The following is a 17,502-nucleotide window of genomic DNA, read 5'->3' as shown; positions in this document are numbered from 1 at the left end:
CATGACGCACAACCATTAGCCGATGGCACTGGATCATCTGCGCCGCATCGTTGTTGAAGGGCCCATCGGCGTGGGCAAGACCGCGCTGGCACAGCGCCTGGCCGACCATCTGCGCGCGGCCACGCTGTTCGAGACGCCCACAGAAAACACCTTCATCGCCCGCTTCTACGAAGACCCCGCGCGCTATGCGCTGCCGGTGCAACTGCGCTTCCTGCTGCAGCGTGCCGAGCGCCTGAAGACGTGGCACAAGGCGACACTCGCCGGTGAACGCATCGTCGCTGACAGCTTCTTGCCGCGCGACCGCCTGTTCGCCCAACTCACGCTGCCCGCCGATGAACTCGCGCTGTACGACGCGATGGCCAGCGCACTGGCCTTGCCGCAACAGCGCATCGATCTCGTGATCTGCCTGCAGGCACGCGCGGAAGATCTTCTGCCGCGCATCACGCGCCGCGCCGTTCCTTACGAAACCGGCATCGACGCCGAATACCTCGAACGCATCTGTGCCGCATACGGCGAGCTGTTTCTGTATTACGATGCCGCACCGACGCTGATCGTCGATACCGCTGCCTTCGACCCCGCAGGCGACGACGACGATTTCCGCACCTTGCTCGCCCGCATCGACGCGATGCGCGGCCCCAAGGAATTCATCAAGCTGGCAACGCGATAGCGGGTCCGCCACATGGGTGGCGTGGGCCGAGCCATTGCGGCGCCCAACTCCAGTCCAGTCCATGAGCTATCTCCAGGAATCGAACCGCAAGGCCGTCACGGTGACTTCGCTGCAGGCCATGCGTGCCGCCGGCGAGCGCATTGCCATGCTCACCGCCTACGACGCCAGCTTCGCCGCCCTGATGGACCGCAACGGCGCCGACGTGCTGCTCGTCGGCGATTCGCTCGGTAACGTGATGCAGGGGCAGAAGACTACGCTGCCCGTCACGCTGGAACACATCGCCTATCACACCGAATGCGTATCGCGCGGCATCGACAAAGCGTTGCTGATGGCGGACCTGCCCTTCGGTACCTACGGCACGCCCGAACAGGCTTTCCACAGCGCGGTGCGTGTAATGCAGGCCGGCGCGCAGATGGTCAAGCTCGAAGGCGGTGTGTGGCTGGCGCCGACAATCAAGTTCCTGATCGAACGCAGCATTCCGGTGTGTGCGCACATCGGCCTGACGCCGCAGTCGGTGCATGCCTTCGGCGGCTTCAAGGTGCAGGGCCGTGGCGACGAAGCGGCGGCGCAGCTCAAGGCCGACGCGCTGGCCGTGCAGGATGCCGGCGCGCAGATGGTGCTTATGGAAGCGGTGCCTGCCACGCTGGCTGGCGAAGTGACGCGCCTGCTGAGCGTCCCGACCATCGGCATCGGCGCGGGGCTGGAGTGCTCGGGCCAGGTGCTCGTCATGCACGACATGCTGGGCGTGTTCCCTGGCCATCGGCCCAAATTCGTGCGCAACTTCATGGACGGGCAGACCACCATCGATGCTGCCGTCGCTGCGTACGTGGCTGCCGTCAAGGACGGCACGTTCCCCGGCCCGGAACACACCTTCGCCTAAGCGGCATCCTCATGGAAATCTGGTCGGCCACCGTCGACGCCTTCGCCCTGCTTGTTAGCGGGGATGCGGCGTTGTGGCTGATCGTCTGGGTGTCGTTGAAGGTTGCGTTGGCGGGGTTGCTGCTGGCAACGCCGCTGGGTCTGCTCATCGCTTACCTCATCGCCATGCACCGTTTTGCCGGGCGCCGGGCGCTGGTGGTGCTGGCGCAGGCGTCATTGTCGTTTCCGACGGTGCTGATCGGGCTGCTGCTGTATCTGCTGCTCTCGCGCCAAGGGGCGCTGGGCGGTCTGGGGCTGCTGTTCACGCAGGGCGGGATGATCCTCGGGCAGGCGGTGCTCGGTCTGCCGGTCATCGTCGCGTTTGCGCTGACAACGCTTGAGCGTGCCGATCCGCGCCTCGCTGAAACCGCGCGTGTGCTCGGGGCCGGACGCATTCGGCTGCTGCTGACGGTTTTCCGTGAACTGCGATTCGGTTTGATGGCCGCGGTAGTGGCGGGCTTCGGCCGGGTCATTGCTGAAGTGGGCTCTGCGTTGATGGTCGGCGGCAACATCGAAGGCCTCACGCGCACCATGACCACGGCGATTGCATTGCAGACGAGCAAGGGCGAGTTCGCGCAAGGCATTGCGCTGGGCATCGTGCTGATCGTGTTGGCGTTGCTCGTCAATCTCGTGCTCGCGTGGCTGCAGGGGGCCGGCAACTATCGCGGGGAAACAGCGTGAGCGTGCCGTCGCAGCCGACGATGGTGTTTGAGGGCCTGCGCTGCCAGCATGGCGCGCGCCTACTGTTCGAGATTCCGCGCCTGGCGTTGTCGGCAGGGCATGCGATTGTCATCACGGGGGCCAACGGCGTCGGCAAGACCACGCTGTTGCGCATGCTGGCAGGGTTGGCGCCCGCCAACGGTGCGACCGTCGACCTGGGCCGAGGGCGGCAACCGCTGTCGCCCTATCCGGCCGAACTGCGTGCACGACTGACCTACGTGCATCAGCATCCGTATCTGTTCCGCACGTCGGTACGCGCGAATCTGGCCTACGGGCTGACGACGGGCCCGCACCGCGTGGCACATGCGGACTTGGCTGCGCGTGTCGACGATGCGCTCCGCTGGGCGGGCCTGCAGCAGGTGGTGGATGTATCGCCCGAACGCCTGTCCGGTGGCGAAACGCAACGCCTTGCATTGGCACGTGCCCGCGCGCTGCGCACCGATGTGCTGCTGCTCGACGAGCCAACTTCAAATCTGGACGGCGCCGCACGCGAGCAAGTCATCGCGCTGGTAGGGGAACTGGCAGCAGAGGGCCGCACGCTGCTGATGGTCTGCCACGACCGCGAGCTCATCAACCTGCCCGGCGTGGCGCGCTGGAAGCTAGAACACGTCGGCGGTCAGGGCCGGCTCGAAATGCGCGGGCATCACGCCGCGTAGCGCGTTGCACACGGCAACGGCCTCGGCGCGGGCGACGTCGGCACGGGTGAGTGATCGTTCGCGCAGCGGCCCGTTGAGCCACGGCGTGGCGTCGCTCAACAACACAGCGCGCATCACGCCCGGCAGAACACCCGCAGACAACGGTGGCGTCCACCACGCGCCATCCAGTTTGATCAATACCGTACTGCGCCCGCCCTCTGCCAGCGTGTCATCCGCATTGAAGAAGACCGCATCGAATGCGCCTTCGCGCTCGGCCGCCTGCCAGGCCGCGTCGTAGCCAGCACGCAGCGTGGTCTTGTGCGTGGGCAGGCTGTGCGTGACCTCGCGCGCTTGCGGGGCGACAAGCAGACGCACCGGCGCTTCCCACGTTGCCTGCAGCGGCGGCAAGGGCGCTGCCGATACGTTGGCGGCGCCGTCCGGCATGAGCAACAGGCGCATGCGATAGGCACCCTCCCCTTCCAACGATGCACACGCACGCGACACATCACCCGTCAGCGCAATGCGATCGAACGGAAAACCGAACGCAGCCGCAGAGCGCTCCAATCGCGCCAAATGCCAATCCAGCAGCGCCACACCATCACGCGTTGCGCGCATCGTCTCGAACAACGACAACCCCGGATCGAGCGCAGTCACGAACCGCGCCTTCAGTTGGCACTCCGCGTATTCCTCGTCGGCGATGCTGTCATGCACGATACCCGAGCCAATGCCGAGTTCGCCCGTGCGCAGGCCATCGGTGCCGGGCGCACCGAGAACCAGCGTGCGGATCGCCACGGAGAAACACGCATCGCCCATCGCGCGCTCATCAGCAGGCGCATCGACCCAGCCGATGGCACCGGTATACAGGCCGCGCCTGCCAGATTGCAGGGGCTCCAGCGCATTGATGATCTCCATCGTCCGACGCTTGGGCGCACCGGTGATGGAGCCACACGGAAACAACGCGCGCAGACAATCGGCGAGACCGGTGGCGGGTGGGATCTCCGCTTCCACAGTCGACGTCATCTGCAGCACGCTGCCGAACGGCGTCACCTCAAACAGCGCCGGCACGCGCACCGAGCCCGCACGCGCGAGACGACCCAGATCGTTGCGCAGCAGGTCGACAATCATCAGATTTTCGGCGCGGTTCTTCTCATCGGCGGCCAGCGCAATGGCGCGGGTCTCGTCAACTTCGGCATCGCCCGTGGCGGGCGCGGTGCCCTTCATCGGCCGCGCGACGAGTTGGCCGGCGCGATGCGAGAAAAACAGCTCCGGCGAGCACGACAGAATCGCCCCGCCCTCCGGCAGCCCGATAAACGCCCCGTACGGCACCGGCTGGCGCGCACGCAGGCGGCGATACAACGCAGCCGGCGCGCCGAACGCCGTCATGCGCAGGCGGTAGGTGTAGTTGACTTCGTAGGTATCGCCCGCCGCAATCCAGCCGTGGATGCGGTCAATGGCGTGCGTGTAGGTGGCATGATCCACGCTGGCGGCACAGTCAAATAAACCGGCCGCGCCCGTCGCCTCGGGCCATGCGCGGAACAGCGCGTCGACCTCGGCCGGCGACAGCACCTGCAGCGAGCGGAACAGCAGCACGCGCAAGCGGCCATCGTGGCCGGGCAATGCGGAAGACACTGCGGTGGAAGTCGACAAGCCGACCAGCGGCTCGCCAAACTCGTACGGCGCGATGATCAGCGCATGCAAGCCCTCGCGCCACGCAGCGCGGAGATCGTCGTCCAGCCCATCCAGCACACCGGCCGGCCGGAAAAACTCGCCTGCATAGCCGGTGTACCAGCGCGAGCACGGCACACCGCCTGAGGTGGCATCGTCCAGCAGCGCGAACGGCGCGCCGGCTTGCGGCAACTGCATGACGATATCCTCGATTATCGACAATCGGATATTTTCGGAAGCTCTGAAAAGCGTAGCGAGCGCCCCGAGGTTGATTTGAGAAGCGCAGCCGTACATGGGTACGGCGAGCACACATTTGGCAAACTCGGGATCAAGATCGGAGCGCGCAGTAGCTTTACGCGGTTTCTTACGAAGAGAAGAAGTTCTTCACCTTGTCCATCCACGTTTGCTCTTGCGGGCTGTGCCGCAAACCGCCCTCGTGCACAGACTTGTCGAACTGCTTGAGCAGGTCTTTCTGGTGCTCGGTCAGCTTGACCGGTGTCTCGATGTTGATGTGGACATAGAGATCACCCGCATAGCCGGAGCGCACGCCCTTGATGCCCTTGCCACGCAGGCGGAACGTCTTGCCGGCCTGCGTGCCTTCAGGCACCGGAAACGTGACACGGCCGCCCAGCGTCGGCACCTCGATGTCACCCCCGATAGCCGCCGTGGCAAACGAGATCGGCATCTGGCAATGCAGGTCGTCGCCGTCGCGCTCGAACATCGGATGCTGCTTGATGTGGATTTCCACATACAGGTCGCCCGGGGGGCCACCGTTGATGCCAGGCTCGCCATTGCCCGACGAACGGATGCGCATGCCTTCGTCGATGCCGGCCGGAATCTTCACTTCCAGCGTCTTCTGGCTCTTCAACTTGCCCTGGCCGTGGCACTTGGTACACGGCTTGGGGATGTACTTGCCGCTGCCGTGGCACTTCGGGCAGGTCTGCTGCATCGTGAAGAAGCCCTGCGACACACGCACCTGGCCGGCGCCGTGGCAAGTCGGGCAGGTCTCCACGCTGGAGCCTGGCTCGGCGCCCTTGCCGTGGCAGTGGTCGCATTCGTCCCAGTGCGGCACACGGATCTGTGTGTCATAGCCGTGCGCGGCTTGCTCCAGCGTAATCTCCATGCTGTAGCGCAGATCAGCGCCGCGGTACATCTGCGGGCCGCCGCCGCGACGGCCGCCCTGCTGGCCCTGCGCCTGGCCAAAGATGTCGCCGAAGATGTCGCCAAAGGCTTCGGCAAAGCCGCCGCCAAAACCTGCGCCGCCCGCGCCGAAGCCGGCGCCCATGTTGGGGTCGACACCCGCATGGCCATACTGGTCATACGCGGCCTTCTTCTCGGGTTCGGAGAGCATCTCGTAGGCCTCTTTGGCCTCCTTGAACTTCTCTTCCGCTTCCTTGCTGTCCGGATTGCGGTCCGGGTGGTACTTCATCGCGAGCTTGCGATAAGCCTTCTTGATCTCGTCGTCGCTCGCGTTCTTACCCACCCCGAGCACTTCGTAGTAATCACGTTTTGCCATGGTGGCTTCAGTCGTCGCCTGTTTTTACTGCGTGTCGAATAGCAAAAAAGCCGAGCGTGGCATCAGGTGCGCTCTGCACAACCCAATGACCACTGCCCGGCGGTCCTTCACGTCCGCCAAGCGGACGATTCGGCTTACTTCTTGTCGTTCACTTCCTTGAACTCGGCGTCGACGACGTTATCGTCGTGCGGAGCACCGTGTCCTGCCTGCGCACCGGCCTGGGCACCAGCCTGAGCACCAGCGGCCTGTTCAGCACCACCGGCTTCACCCTTGGCTTGCATGTCGGCGTAGACCTTCTCGCCCAGCTTCTGCGAGGCGGTTGCCAGCGCTTCGGACTTGGCGTCGATCGCGGCCTTGTCGGTGCCCTTCAGGGCCTCTTCAAGTTCCTTGATCGCGGCTTCGATCTTGTCCTTCTCGCCAGCTTCCAGCTTGTCGCCGTACTCGCCCAGTGCCTTCCTGGTCGAGTGCACCAGCGCTTCACCCTGGTTGCGGGAGTCGACCAGCTCGCGCAGCTTCTTGTCTTCCTCGGCGTTGGCCTCGGCGTCCTTCACCATGCGCTCGATCTCGGCTTCCGACAAACCGGAGCTTGCCTTGATCGTGATCTTGTTTTCCTTGCCGGTCGCCTTGTCCTTCGCGCCGACGTGCAGGATGCCGTTGGCGTCGATGTCGAACGACACTTCAATCTGCGGCGTGCCGCGCGGTGCCGGCGGAATGCCTTCGAGGTTGAATTCGCCCAGCATCTTGTTGCCGGAAGCCATCTCGCGCTCGCCCTGGTAGACCTTGATCGTCACGGCCGGCTGGTTGTCGTCGGCGGTCGAGAAGGTCTGCGAGAACTTGGTCGGGATGGTCGTGTTCTTGCCGATCATCTTGGTCATCACGCCGCCCAGCGTTTCGATGCCCAGCGACAGCGGCGTCACGTCCAGCAGCAGCACGTCGGTACGGTCACCGCCCAGCACCTGACCCTGGATGGCAGCGCCCACGGCAACGGCCTCGTCCGGGTTCACGTCCTTGCGGGCTTCCTTGCCGAAGAACTCTTTCACCTTCTCCTGCACCTTCGGCATGCGCGTCATGCCGCCGACCAGGATCACGTCGTGGATGTCCGACACCTTCACGCCAGCATCCTTGATGGCGGTACGGCACGGATCGATCGTGCGGGCGATCAGGTCTTCGACCAGCGCTTCGAGCTTGGCGCGCGTGATCTTCAGGTTCAAGTGCTTCGGGCCCGAGGCGTCGGCCGTGATGTACGGCAGGTTGATTTCGGTCTGCTGCGTGCTCGACAGCTCGATCTTGGCCTTTTCAGCGGCTTCCTTCAGGCGCTGCAGTGCGAGCACGTCTTTCGACAGGTCAACGCCCTGGTCCTTCTTGAACTCGCCGATGATGTAATCGATGATGCGCTGGTCGAAGTCTTCACCGCCCAGGAACGTATCGCCGTTGGTCGACAGCACTTCGAACTGCTTTTCGCCGTCCACGTCGGCAATCTCGATGATCGAGATATCGAACGTACCGCCACCCAGGTCATACACGGCGATCTTGCGGTCGCCCTTCTCATTCTTGTCAAGGCCAAAGGCCAGCGCAGCCGCAGTCGGCTCGTTGATGATGCGCTTGACGTCCAGACCGGCGATACGGCCAGCGTCTTTGGTGGCCTGGCGCTGCGAATCGTTGAAGTACGCCGGCACCGTGATCACGGCTTCGGTCACTTCTTCGCCCAGGTAGTCCTCGGCGGTCTTCTTCATCTTGCGCAGCGTTTCGGCCGAGATTTGCGGCGGGGCCAGCTTCTGGCCGCGCACTTCCACCCAGGCGTCACCGTTGTCGGCCTTGCTGATGGTGTACGGCATCAGGCCGATGTCCTTCTGGACTTCCTTCTCTTCAAATTTGCGGCCAATCAGGCGCTTGACGGCATACAGCGTGTTCTTCGGGTTGGTCACAGCCTGGCGCTTGGCCGGGGCACCGACGAGGATCTCGCCGTCTTCCATGTAGGCGATGATCGACGGGGTGGTACGTGCGCCTTCTGCGTTCTCGATCACCTTGGGGGTGTTGCCCTCCATGATGGAAACGCAGCTGTTGGTGGTACCAAGGTCGATACCGATGATTTTGCCCATGTTCTTGCTCCTCAAATCTGGTGTCAGGACTGCACTGAATACAAACTTGGATCGGATGTGGGAGTGCCGCCCGGCTTTTCAAGGCCGAATTTTGAAAAGTTGAGCATTTTGGCCGGTTTTTCTTGAGAAAGCACCCGAAAACGTGCGCTACCAGGCAAAAACGCGCGTTTTGAACGCCCAGAGCCCGCAAACCAGGCACAAAAGGTCGTGATGGTACCCTTGGTCGCATTGCCACTCGCCGGACGCCAACCGGCTTTTGCGTCCATGCCTTTGCACCCCCTTCGATCCCTTCTGGGCGCCGCTCTGCTAGCCGCATGCGCCGTGCCCTCCGCCGATGCCGCCGTCGCCCTGCTCCAACCCGCCCGCCGCGTCGACGCCAACCAGCCCTTTTCCCTGACCCTCGTCATTTCAGGCGATACCGCGCAGCGCAGCTATGCCGTGCCGGCCAAACTGCGCGTGACGGCCACGGCTGATTTGCAGGGCAGCGTCGAAGCGATCCTCAGCCGACACAACGCGGGCGCCGAAACCCTGCATCTGCGTCCGGGCCAAGTCCGCACCGTCACCTATACCGGCACGCTGCCCGAGATGCTGCGCGGTACGGTCCGGATCGATGTGCCGGATCTGGATGCGGCGCCCGTTCTGGTCACGCTCGTACGCGGTGCCGACGCCCCGCAGATCGCCGCAGAAGGCGCCCCTGCCGGCGCTGCCCGCAACGCCGCCGCCGAAGCAACCCGCCCCGGTGGCGCGCTGGGCGCCAACCCGAATGCGCCCGCCGGCAGCGCAGCCGATACACCACCCGCCGCCGTGGCAGTGGCCGGCAGCGGCGAAGCATCGCGCCCGCCCGAAGAAACCGCCCGCCTGACCTTCCACGAACCGATGTTCGCGGCCGTGGGCGTGCACGAAGGCCTGAACGCCAAGTTTCAGTTGAGCTTCAAGTTTCGGATTTTTCAGCCGGAGAACCCGGCATCGGCAGCGTTGCTCGATAACCTGTACTTCGGTTATACGCAGTTCTCGCTGTGGGATCTGGGCAAGGAATCAGCGCCCTTCCGCGATACGAACTACCGGCCAAGCGTGTTCTATTACCGGCCCGATACGGGCATCCACGGTGGTGCCCTCACACGACTGTCCTTCGCGGGCGGCATCGAGCACGAATCCAACGGCCGCGACGGCGACGCCTCGCGCGCCATCAACACGGTATTCGTGCGCCCGACGTTCCACTTCGGGGATCTGAACGACTACCACTGGAAATTCGAACCCAAGCTATACGCGTACCTCACCCGCAGCGGCAACACCGACATTGCGCATTACCGCGGCTTTGGGGATTTCCGCGTGTCGTACGGCGCGCCCAACGGCTGGGAATTGGCCGCCACGCTGCGCAAAGGCACCCGCAAGGCCTACGGCAGCGTCGACGCACAACTCACCTACCCGATGAGCCGGATCTTTACCGGCACGGCCGGCTATCTGTTCATCCAGTACTTCACCGGCTACGGCGAGAGCCTGCTCGATTACAACCACAAGCTGGGCTCGCAGTTACGCATCGGATACAGCCTCTCGCGCTAAAAACCCGCCCGCGATCCCGCTGCATCGCTGCTCGCCACGGATCTTGAATCGGTTCTAAACCCCGTGTGGCTTATAGCGTGTGCTGGCCGCTGGCCTCGGGCTGGAACGCAACGCGCTCGATGCGCAAAGAATGCTCAACACCGTTGGGTGCCGAGTATTTGACCGACTTGCCCGCGCGCGCGCCCAGCAGCGCCGCGCCCATCGGCGAGAGCACCGACAGCTTGGCTGACGTCACGTTGGCCTCGTCCGGGTAGACGAGCGTCCATTCCTGCTCCGCACCGGCGTCATCCACCACGCGCACCACCGAGTTCATGGTCACCACATCCGCGGGGATCTTGTCGCCGGGCACCACATTGGCACGGGCGATCAAATCGTCGACCAGATCGGCCAGCGGCGAATTGCTACCGGCGCGGGTGGCGGCGTTTTCCAGGCGGGTGAGGTCAAGCTCGGTCAAGTAGATGGCGGCTGCTTTGGACATGGCGATCTCCTACGGGTCTATGTTCAACACTAGGCAAAGCCGCTGCCGATAGCCTTCCGGGCCAACGCAATGCAGCGGCAAGAAAACCAGCGGGCGCACAGGCCGGCCGGCGGAAATACGGAACTGGAACTGCTGGTGAAGGTGGAGCGAGCCCGGCGGCAACGTGCCGCAAGGGCACTAGAACAACCGCCGGGCGGCGGCAAGGGCCGCGGTCATCGCCTGAGCGGCGCGCGGCAAGGTGCGCGCCACGCGCTTAGGGCGCATGGCACGGGAAGACGAAGCGAGAAGAAAGGCCGCAGCCATCGGCATCGACGTCATGATGAACGCTGCGTCAGACGAGCGGCTTGCCGGCCAGCTTGTTACGCGCATTGGCAACAGCAGCGGCAAACTGCGCGTGGCCATGCCAGCCGGTCGCCCGGCCGAGTTTCTTGCCACGATGGAAGAACATGAACACCGGAATACCATGTAAGCCAAAACGCTGACCCAACTCCGGGTGTGCGTAGACATTGGCATGCAGCCAATGCAGGCCAAGCTCACGCATGGCAGCCGGCTGCGCGAGCATGGCTTTCTTGGCCATCTCGCAGTTGAAGCAATCCACGCCCCAGAAGAACACGCACACGAGCGCGTCGCCCGCTGCCGCAATGGCCGCGTCGAAGGTCTCGATATTCACCTCGCGCATGCCGAACGCCGCGAACGCGGTCTTGTCGACCGGGATCGCCGTTTTGGCATCACGCGAGGTGGCAGTGTTCTGGATCATGAGGCCGTTGGCTTACTTGGGCGCAGCCACCGTCACGAGGGCCGGGCGCAGCACGCGGTCAGCCAGTGTGTAACCGCGCTGGAGCACGGTCACAACCGTGTTGGTTTCCTGGTCAGCGGGCACCATCGAGATGGCTTGATGGCGATGCGGGTCAAACTTTTCACCCACCGGGTTCAGTTCGGTCACGCGGCCCTTTTCGAACGCGGCGTAGAGCTGCTTGAGCGTGAGTTCAACGCCTTCGCGCAGCTTGGTGGCGTCGCCCGACGTGTCGGCAAGCGCGGCTTGCAGGCTGTCCATCACAGGCAGCAGGTATTCGGCAAAGCCTTCAATGGCGAACTTGTGGGCCTTGGCCACATCGTCTTGCCCGCGGCGGCGGATGTTTTCGCCTTCGGCTGTGGCGCGCGCCCAGTTCTCGTAGTTCTGACGCGCCTTTTCTTCAGCGGCTTCCAGTTGACGGCGCAGTTCAGCGACGTCCGCTCCGGCCACGGCTTCTGCCACAGCAGCTTCGTCGCCGGCGACGGCCTGGGCGTCGGCGCTGGCACGTTGAGCCTGGCTCGAATAGGCGTTCGCCGCCTGATCCGTCGCCGATTGGTTCGGCTGGGTGGCTTGGGTGTCGATTGGCATGTCCGAGTTCGAGTGGGTATCCGAAGTGTGTTTCATAGCGCTGGATAAAGCGGATCGACGCACGGCATGTGCCCGAAGACGATCCGCTGGATTTTTACAAACGATTTGTCCCCGTTATGGGGCATTTGGCGCGCTTTTCAAGGGCACCGGATGCGCGACAACTGTGCGCCGTGCATCACGAAATATGGGGTTACAACTTTCATCAGACTGCAACGGCACCGCAATTGCGACGCCCTAATTGGCCGCCTATGATGCAAGAAAAAACTGGGGGGCGCGAGCTTCTTTGAGGGTTCGTACCATGCACAACAAGCTGCCCGTTCTGACCGTGCTTCTGCTGTTGACCCTGACCGCAGCCACAACGTTCATTTGCCTGTCTGGCGCCGTCACGCCGCGTTATACGGAATACGGTAGCGGCAAGGCATTCTTCAAGCACTACATCATCAAGCCCGCGCAAATGCAGCAGATGCCGCGCGGCCTGAGCATATCAAGTTAGCACACACTCGCGCGGCATGCCTCATTCTCCGCCAAGTTTGTCAAGGCTCCGCCGGTCACGTTTGGTGGGGCGGCCGATGATTTGCGTGGCGGGTTCTCGATACAGCCGGCGTCTGTCGGCGTTTTCTTCGCGTTTTAAGCGGCTCGATTCCGTCTCCGCATAGAGCGTTTGCGCGACCGAGGCCGGGCCGCGCACTTCGGCCAGCGCCAGCACCCGCACTTCCCACTGCTGTTCATGCGCGTGCACTCGCACGTGGTCACCAATTTTGACGTCCTTGGCAGGGCGAACCGGCTGGTCGTTGATCTGGACCCGGCCACGCTCCACGGCGTCGGTTGCCTGCGAGCGCGTTTTAAAGAAGCGCGCCGCCCACAGCCATTTATCGATGCGTACGCGGTCAGTCGCGTCCGTACTCACTTTCATGCGGCGGCACCCTTGCTTTGCGCACGCGTGCGGCTGGCCTCCAGCACATGCGGATGCGTGAGTGTGAGCGGCCAGCCCTGCAGATGCGCCAGTGCAATGTCGGCAATACCGGCGATCCACGCCTCGTTATCGTTCAGGCAGGGGATGTAGTGGAATTCCTTGCCGCCGGCGACGCGGAAGGTGGACTGCCCTTCCATCGCGATCTCTTCCAGCGTCTCCAGGCAATCGGCCGGAAAACCCGGGCAGAAGACGTCGACGCGGTTGGTGCCGACGCGGCCGAGTTCTTCCAGCGTGGGCGCTGTGTACGGCTGCAGCCATTCGGCGCGCCCGAAGCGTGACTGGAACGTGACGAGGTACTGCCCCGGCTGCAGGCCAAGCGCCTCGCCCAGCAGGCGGCCGGTCTTCAGGCATTCGCAGTGGTAGGGATCGCCCAGTTCCAGCGTGCGGCGCGGCACGCCGTGGAACGACAGAAGCAGCTTGTCGCCGCGCGCAAAGTCCGGCGCGCCGTGCTGCGCCCAGTACGCGCCCACTTGCTGGTGCAGCGCGTTGATGTAGGCCGGGTCGTCATGGAAATGCTTGACCAGCCGCAGCTCCGGTTGATTGCGCATCTCGCCCAGCACACGGAAGACCTCGTCGAAGGCCGTGGCGGTGGTGGTGCCGGAATATTGCGGATACATCGGCAGCACGAGGATGCGTTCCACGCCTTGCTTGCGCAGCGCCTGTATGACTGACGGGATCGACGGATTGCCGTAGCGCATGGCGCAGGCGACCACCACATCATGGCCATGCGCGTTGAGCAACTGCTGCAGTGCATGCGCCTGGCGCTCGCTGTAGACCAGTAGCGGCGAGCCCGTCATGTTGGCCTCGCGCAGCCAGATGCTCTCGTACTTGTGCGCCGACGCCCGCGAGCGTAGCGGCAGGATCAGCACATTGAGAATGAACCACCACGCGGCGCGCGGAATTTCCACCACGCGCGGATCGGACAGGAACTGGCGCAGGTAGCGGCCAACCTCGCGCGGCGAGGTGCCGTCCGGCGTGCCGAGATTCACCAGCAGGATCGCCGTGCGATCGGGCTGGCCGTGCTGGAACAGGGGTTCGGGCAAAAAGGGCATGGAACGCGGATTCACGGTTGACCCGGCCGATTATACGAGCCGAGTTCTCGCGCGCTCCTACGCCACCGCCACGCCATCCTTGACCACGCCGACGCAGGGGTTAAAGCCCATCGCATACGCCAGATCGGCGGGCCGATCAATGCGCCAGAGCGCGAAGTCCGCCGCGCAGCCCGGTGCGAGCACGCCGCAGGTGCCGGACAGGCCCAGCGCAGCGGCAGCGTGGCGCGTGGCGCCGGTCAGCGCTTCCAGCGGCGTCAAGCGGAACAGCGTGCACGCCATGTTCATTGCCAGCAGCAGCGAGGTGAGCGGCGAGGTGCCCGGATTGCAATCGGTCGACACAGCCATCGGCACAGCAGCCGCGCGCAGGGCGGCCATCGGCGGGAGGCGCGTCTCGCGCAGGCAATAAAACGCGCCAGGCAACAACACAGCCACGGTACCCGCTTGCGCCATGGCGGCGACGCCCTCGTCCGTCAGGCATTCGAGGTGATCGGCAGACAAGCCGCCGTAACGCGCCACGAGTGCTGCCCCGCCCTGGTCGGAAAGCTGTTCCGCGTGCAGCTTGACCGGCAGACCAAGACGCTGCGCGGCGTCGAACATGCGCGCCGTCTGCGCGGAGGAAAAACCAATGGTTTCACAGAAGGCATCGACCGCATCGACGAGGCCCTCCGCCGCGAGCGCGGGCAGCACGTCGGCGCAGAGGTGGTCGATGTAGTCATCTGCCCGGCCGGCGAATTCAGGCGGCACCGCGTGCGCGCCGAGGAAGGTCGTACGCACGCGCACCGGCAATGTCTGGCCAAAGCGCCGTGCGGCGCGCAGCATGCGGCGCTCGGTTTCCAGGTTCAGGCCGTAACCGGATTTGATTTCGACGGTGGTGACACCTTCGGCGCGCAACGCGTTCAGGCGCGGCAGGCTGGCGCCGGCGAGCGCGTCTTCGCTTGCCGCACGCGTAGCGCGCACGGTGGAGAGGATGCCGCCGCCCGCACGTGCGATCTCTTCGTAGGGCACACCATTCAGGCGCGCTTCGAATTCATTGCTGCGGTTGCCGGCGTAGACGAGGTGGGTATGGCAGTCGATCAGACCGGGCGTGAGCCATGCGCCGCCGCCGTCATGCTCGCACGTGGCGCGGGCGTTGGCGGGCAAATCCGCACGGGCGCCAAGCCAAGTAATGCGGCCCTCTTTGACGGCAATGGCGCCGTCGCGAATTTCGCCGTAGCCATCAGCGTCGGCGGCCAGCGTAGCGAGGTGGACGTTGGTCCAGAGCGCATCCCAGTGGATGTCAGTCATGCGTCGCTCCTTGCAGACCAATGCCGTCAGCCACCCGCGCCACCAGGCGGGCGGCGACACGAGCGGTGTGGTTGTCAATGTCGAGCGATGGGTTCAATTCAGCCACGTCCGCCAGCCGAAGCTTGCCCGAGCTGACCACGCGATCGACGATGGGCTCGATCACGTCCATCGACACGCCGCGCGCAGACGGTGCGCTCACGCCGGGGGCGATGCCCGCTGGCAGCACATCCAGACACATCGTCAAATAGACGTGGTCGACTTGGCTCAAGAAGACCTCGACCACCTGCAGCACATGGGCGAGCTGCATGATGTCCATTTCGTCGTCGTGCATCCAGCGCACGCCAAGTTGGCGCGCCCGGGCAAACAGCGCCTCTGTATTCGCGTAGGTGCTCACGCCCAGGCAGGCGTAGTGGAACGGCCAGCCGCGCCGTGCGCAGTCTTCGGCGATCTGGCGGAATGGCGTACCGGAGCTGCCATGCTCGCCCGCGCGCAGATCAAAATGCGCATCGAGGTTGAGGATGCCGATGCGTGGCGCCTGCTTCGACTTGCCCGCCAAATGCCGCGCCAAACCGCCGAACGACGCCCACGCAATCTCATGCCCACCGCCCAGCGCGATCGGGAATGCGCCGCGATCGAGCAGATCGTGCAGCACGCCGGACAGCTCCGCCTGCGCCTCTTCCAGCGCGTCACCGTGGCACGTCACGTCGCCCGCATCGACGACCACCCGGCCCGCGCGCGCCGGCAGGTTGGCGAGCATCTTCCGGATGGCATTCGGGCCAGCCCGTGCGCCTGTGCGTCCGTGGTTGCGCGCGACACCTGCGTCGCACGCAAAACCTGCCAGCGCAACGGTATCGGCCAGCGGCATCGATGTATCGATGCGGCGCACGGTCTGGTGCCAGCGCAGGCCCAGCGGCCCTTCCTCCGCATCGACGCGGCCTTGCCAGACGGTAGGTTCGGCGTGGACCAGCATGATCATGCGAGCGAGAGCGCCGCCAGTTGAGCGCGGCACGAATCGCCCAGATCGCCGCTGAGAACGAGGCGACGGGCCGCTTCGATGTCGGGGGCGAACAGGCGATCTTCACCGTAGTACGCCACGCGCGAGCGGATGCAGCCGTGCGCGGTCGCCAGCGTGTCGGACGTCGCTAACGGCTTGTGGAAGTCGATGCCCTGTGCGGCGGCCAGCGCTTCGATGCCGACGATGGTGGCAGTGTTGTCGGCCATGTCGTTCAGGCGGCGGCCAGCGAAGGTCGCCATGCTGACGTGGTCTTCCTGGTTGGCGGAGGTCGGCAGGCTGTCGACGCTGGCCGGATGGGCGAACGTCTTGTTTTCCGACGCCAGCGCGGCGGCCGTGACGTGCGCAATCATGAAGCCCGAGTTCAGGCCCGGTTGCTCGACCAGGAACGGGGGCAGGCCCGACAGCGTGGAATCGATCAGCAGTGCGATGCGGCGCTCGGACAGTGCACCGATTTCGGCAATCGCCATCGCCAGCATGTCGGCTGCGAACGCTACCGGCTCGGCGTGGAAGTTTCCGCCCGAAATCACTTCACCGGCATCGGCGTAGACCAGGGGGTTGTCGGTCACGGCGTTGGCTTCGGTCAGCAGCGTGGCGCCAGCCTGGCGGATCAGGTCAAAGCATGCGCCCATGACTTGCGGCTGGCAGCGCAGGCTGTATGGGTCCTGCACGCGCTTGTCGCCCACGAGGTGCGACTTGCGGATGGCACTGCCGGCCAGCAGGTTGCGGTACACAGCGGCGGTGGCAATCTGCCCGGCCTGGCCGCGCACAGTGTGCACACGCGGGTCGAACGGGGCGTCGCTGCCCTTGGCGGCATCGACGGAAAGCGCCCCCGCCACGGTGGCGGCCTGCAGCAGACGCTCGGCAAGGAACAGGCCGTTGAGCGCCAGCGCGGTCGACACCTGCGTGCCGTTGATGAGCGCCAAGCCCTCCTTGGCAGCCAGTGCGATCGGCTCAATACCGGCAGCAGCCAGCGCTTCGCGTGCCGGGGTGCGCACGCCATTCACGCGTACCTCGCCCTCGCCCAGCAGGGCCAGCGTCATGTGTGCCAGCGGCGCCAGGTCGCCCGACGCGCCCACCGAGCCCTTGGATGGGATGCACGGCACGATGCCCGCGTTCAGCAGCGCCAGCAGTGTGTCGATCACGACACGGCGCACGCCCGAGTAGCCGCGTGCAAGGCTCGCTGCTTTCATCAGCAGTATGAGACGCGCAACGCTGTCGCTCACGTCTTCGCCAGTACCCACGGCGTGCGACAGGATCAGGTTGCGTTGCAGGCGCTCCAGCTCGTGCGTGGGGATTTGCGTCTTGGCCAGCAGGCCGAAACCGGTGTTGATGCCGTAGGCCGGCTCGCCCTTGGCAACGATGGCCTGCACGGTGGCAGCCGATGCCTCGATGGCGGCGGCGCAGTCGCCCGACAGCGCGACGGGCGTCTGGGCCAGCCAGACGCGGCGCAGATCGGCGAAGGTCATGGCGCCGGGTTGCAGCGTGAGGATGGAAGGCGTGGTCATGGTGTTCATAAACGTGCGAGGAGGATGTTTCTAA

Annotated in this window: 18 protein-coding genes; 6 read left to right on the top strand and 12 right to left on the bottom strand. The window is 64.8% G+C overall.

Going from position 1 to position 17,502, the window contains the following annotated elements; translation table 11 throughout:
* Positions 1-22 precede the first annotated feature (22 nt).
* From PSUB009319_RS16795 to PSUB009319_RS16780, 4 genes are all read left to right on the top strand, one after another.
* Complete coding sequence (locus tag PSUB009319_RS16795; RefSeq protein WP_124383333.1) at positions 23-667, top strand: deoxynucleoside kinase; 645 nt, start codon at positions 23-25, stop codon at positions 665-667.
* Between the two features lie 61 nt (positions 668-728).
* On the top strand, positions 729-1,547 hold the full coding sequence (gene panB, locus PSUB009319_RS16790) for a 3-methyl-2-oxobutanoate hydroxymethyltransferase (RefSeq protein ID WP_124383332.1): 819 nt from the start codon (positions 729-731) through the stop codon (positions 1,545-1,547).
* Positions 1,548-1,558: 11 nt separating this feature from the next.
* Entirely contained in the window at positions 1,559-2,266 is a 708-nt protein-coding gene (locus tag PSUB009319_RS16785) for an ABC transporter permease (protein WP_124383331.1), read from the top strand.
* Positions 2,267-2,286: 20 nt separating this feature from the next.
* A complete protein-coding gene (locus PSUB009319_RS16780; RefSeq protein WP_374704208.1) occupies positions 2,287-2,961 on the top strand; it encodes an ATP-binding cassette domain-containing protein in 675 nt (224 codons plus the stop codon).
* Here the strand turns inward: PSUB009319_RS16780 and PSUB009319_RS16775 are convergent.
* From PSUB009319_RS16775 to PSUB009319_RS16760, 4 genes are all read right to left on the bottom strand, one after another.
* Positions 2,905-4,803 (bottom strand): bifunctional chorismate-binding protein/class IV aminotransferase, encoded by a 1,899-nt coding sequence (locus PSUB009319_RS16775; protein WP_124383329.1) that lies wholly within the window; start codon positions 4,801-4,803, stop codon positions 2,905-2,907. The two genes, PSUB009319_RS16780 and PSUB009319_RS16775, sit on opposite strands and share 57 nt — an antisense overlap.
* A gap of 166 nt (positions 4,804-4,969) precedes the next feature.
* On the bottom strand, positions 4,970-6,121 hold the full coding sequence (gene dnaJ, locus PSUB009319_RS16770; protein ID WP_124383328.1) for a molecular chaperone DnaJ: 1,152 nt from the start codon (positions 6,119-6,121) through the stop codon (positions 4,970-4,972).
* A 134-nt stretch (positions 6,122-6,255) separates the two neighbouring features.
* Positions 6,256-8,220 carry a molecular chaperone DnaK gene (gene dnaK, locus PSUB009319_RS16765; protein WP_124383327.1) on the bottom strand — a complete coding sequence of 655 codons (1,965 nt, stop codon included), beginning with the start codon at positions 8,218-8,220 and terminating at the stop codon, positions 6,256-6,258.
* A 23-nt stretch (positions 8,221-8,243) separates the two neighbouring features.
* Positions 8,244-8,486: a hypothetical protein gene (locus tag PSUB009319_RS16760; protein WP_124383326.1), complete on the bottom strand. Its 243-nt coding sequence runs from the start codon at positions 8,484-8,486 to the stop codon at positions 8,244-8,246.
* On the opposite strand from PSUB009319_RS16760, the gene PSUB009319_RS16755 reads away from it, so the two are divergent.
* Complete coding sequence (locus PSUB009319_RS16755; RefSeq protein ID WP_124383325.1) at positions 8,485-9,780, top strand: phospholipase A; 1,296 nt, start codon at positions 8,485-8,487, stop codon at positions 9,778-9,780. The genes PSUB009319_RS16760 and PSUB009319_RS16755 overlap by 2 nt on opposite strands.
* A gap of 70 nt (positions 9,781-9,850) precedes the next feature.
* Here the strand turns inward: PSUB009319_RS16755 and rnk are convergent, their stop codons facing one another.
* The 3 genes from rnk to grpE form a co-directional block, all read right to left on the bottom strand.
* Positions 9,851-10,258, bottom strand: coding sequence for a nucleoside diphosphate kinase regulator (gene rnk / locus PSUB009319_RS16750; protein ID WP_124383324.1), 408 nt, complete (start codon positions 10,256-10,258; stop codon positions 9,851-9,853).
* A gap of 331 nt (positions 10,259-10,589) precedes the next feature.
* Entirely contained in the window at positions 10,590-11,015 is a 426-nt protein-coding gene (locus PSUB009319_RS16740; RefSeq protein ID WP_124383323.1) for a co-chaperone YbbN, read from the bottom strand.
* A 12-nt stretch (positions 11,016-11,027) separates the two neighbouring features.
* Entirely contained in the window at positions 11,028-11,675 is a 648-nt protein-coding gene (grpE, locus tag PSUB009319_RS16735) for a nucleotide exchange factor GrpE (protein ID WP_124383322.1), read from the bottom strand.
* Between the two features lie 262 nt (positions 11,676-11,937).
* Here grpE and PSUB009319_RS16725 point away from each other — a divergent pair, with 262 nt between their 5' ends.
* Positions 11,938-12,132, top strand: a complete 195-nt coding sequence (locus PSUB009319_RS16725) for a hypothetical protein (protein WP_124383320.1) — start codon at positions 11,938-11,940, stop codon at positions 12,130-12,132.
* Positions 12,133-12,153: 21 nt separating this feature from the next.
* Here PSUB009319_RS16725 and PSUB009319_RS16720 read toward each other — a convergent pair whose 3' ends face one another.
* The 5 genes from PSUB009319_RS16720 to hutH are packed head-to-tail and all read right to left on the bottom strand — an operon-like array spanning position 12,154 to position 17,477.
* The gene (locus PSUB009319_RS16720) at positions 12,154-12,552 is read right to left on the bottom strand and encodes an RNA-binding S4 domain-containing protein (RefSeq protein ID WP_124383319.1); all 399 of its coding nucleotides are present in this window, start codon (positions 12,550-12,552) and stop codon (positions 12,154-12,156) included.
* On the bottom strand, positions 12,549-13,664 hold the full coding sequence (gene hemH / locus PSUB009319_RS16715; protein ID WP_124383318.1) for a ferrochelatase: 1,116 nt from the start codon (positions 13,662-13,664) through the stop codon (positions 12,549-12,551). Before hemH ends, PSUB009319_RS16720 begins: the two co-directional genes overlap by 4 nt.
* Before the next feature lie 57 nt (positions 13,665-13,721).
* Complete coding sequence (gene hutI / locus PSUB009319_RS16710) at positions 13,722-14,948, bottom strand: imidazolonepropionase (protein WP_124383317.1); 1,227 nt, start codon at positions 14,946-14,948, stop codon at positions 13,722-13,724.
* A complete protein-coding gene (hutG, locus tag PSUB009319_RS16705) occupies positions 14,941-15,918 on the bottom strand; it encodes a formimidoylglutamase (RefSeq protein WP_124383391.1) in 978 nt (325 codons plus the stop codon). Before hutG ends, hutI begins: the two co-directional genes overlap by 8 nt.
* A gap of 2 nt (positions 15,919-15,920) precedes the next feature.
* Entirely contained in the window at positions 15,921-17,477 is a 1,557-nt protein-coding gene (gene hutH / locus PSUB009319_RS16700; RefSeq protein ID WP_124383316.1) for a histidine ammonia-lyase, read from the bottom strand.
* Between the last annotated feature and the right edge of the window lie 25 nt (positions 17,478-17,502).

Origin of the sequence: Ralstonia sp. SET104 (assembly GCF_003851545.1) — a bacterium.
Classification (GTDB): domain Bacteria; phylum Pseudomonadota; class Gammaproteobacteria; order Burkholderiales; family Burkholderiaceae; genus Ralstonia.
This window is presented reverse-complemented; position numbering and strand designations above follow the sequence as displayed.

Excerpts from the sequence above, each read along its gene's own strand:
- dnaJ (WP_124383328.1), bottom strand. The coding sequence starts at position 6,121 with ATGGCAAAACGTGATTACTACGAAGTGCTCGGGGTGGGTAAGAACGCG.
- dnaK (WP_124383327.1), bottom strand. The coding sequence starts at position 8,220 with ATGGGCAAAATCATCGGTATCGACCTTGGTACCACCAACAGCTGCGTT.
- PSUB009319_RS16795 (WP_124383333.1), top strand. The coding sequence starts at position 23 with ATGGCACTGGATCATCTGCGCCGCATCGTTGTTGAAGGGCCCATCGGC.
- PSUB009319_RS16755 (WP_124383325.1), top strand. The coding sequence starts at position 8,485 with ATGCCTTTGCACCCCCTTCGATCCCTTCTGGGCGCCGCTCTGCTAGCC.
- grpE (WP_124383322.1), bottom strand. The coding sequence starts at position 11,675 with ATGAAACACACTTCGGATACCCACTCGAACTCGGACATGCCAATCGAC.
- hutI (WP_124383317.1), bottom strand. The coding sequence starts at position 14,948 with ATGACTGACATCCACTGGGATGCGCTCTGGACCAACGTCCACCTCGCT.
- PSUB009319_RS16720 (WP_124383319.1), bottom strand. The coding sequence starts at position 12,552 with ATGAAAGTGAGTACGGACGCGACTGACCGCGTACGCATCGATAAATGG.
- PSUB009319_RS16785 (WP_124383331.1), top strand. The coding sequence starts at position 1,559 with ATGGAAATCTGGTCGGCCACCGTCGACGCCTTCGCCCTGCTTGTTAGC.
- PSUB009319_RS16725 (WP_124383320.1), top strand. The coding sequence starts at position 11,938 with ATGCACAACAAGCTGCCCGTTCTGACCGTGCTTCTGCTGTTGACCCTG.
- hemH (WP_124383318.1), bottom strand. The coding sequence starts at position 13,664 with ATGCCCTTTTTGCCCGAACCCCTGTTCCAGCACGGCCAGCCCGATCGC.
- PSUB009319_RS16775 (WP_124383329.1), bottom strand. The coding sequence starts at position 4,803 with ATGCAGTTGCCGCAAGCCGGCGCGCCGTTCGCGCTGCTGGACGATGCC.
- panB (WP_124383332.1), top strand. The coding sequence starts at position 729 with ATGAGCTATCTCCAGGAATCGAACCGCAAGGCCGTCACGGTGACTTCG.
- PSUB009319_RS16740 (WP_124383323.1), bottom strand. The coding sequence starts at position 11,015 with ATGATCCAGAACACTGCCACCTCGCGTGATGCCAAAACGGCGATCCCG.
- hutH (WP_124383316.1), bottom strand. The coding sequence starts at position 17,477 with ATGAACACCATGACCACGCCTTCCATCCTCACGCTGCAACCCGGCGCC.
- hutG (WP_124383391.1), bottom strand. The coding sequence starts at position 15,918 with ATGCTGGTCCACGCCGAACCTACCGTCTGGCAAGGCCGCGTCGATGCG.
- rnk (WP_124383324.1), bottom strand. The coding sequence starts at position 10,258 with ATGTCCAAAGCAGCCGCCATCTACTTGACCGAGCTTGACCTCACCCGC.
- PSUB009319_RS16760 (WP_124383326.1), bottom strand. The coding sequence starts at position 8,486 with ATGGACGCAAAAGCCGGTTGGCGTCCGGCGAGTGGCAATGCGACCAAG.
- PSUB009319_RS16780 (WP_374704208.1), top strand. The coding sequence starts at position 2,287 with ATGGTGTTTGAGGGCCTGCGCTGCCAGCATGGCGCGCGCCTACTGTTC.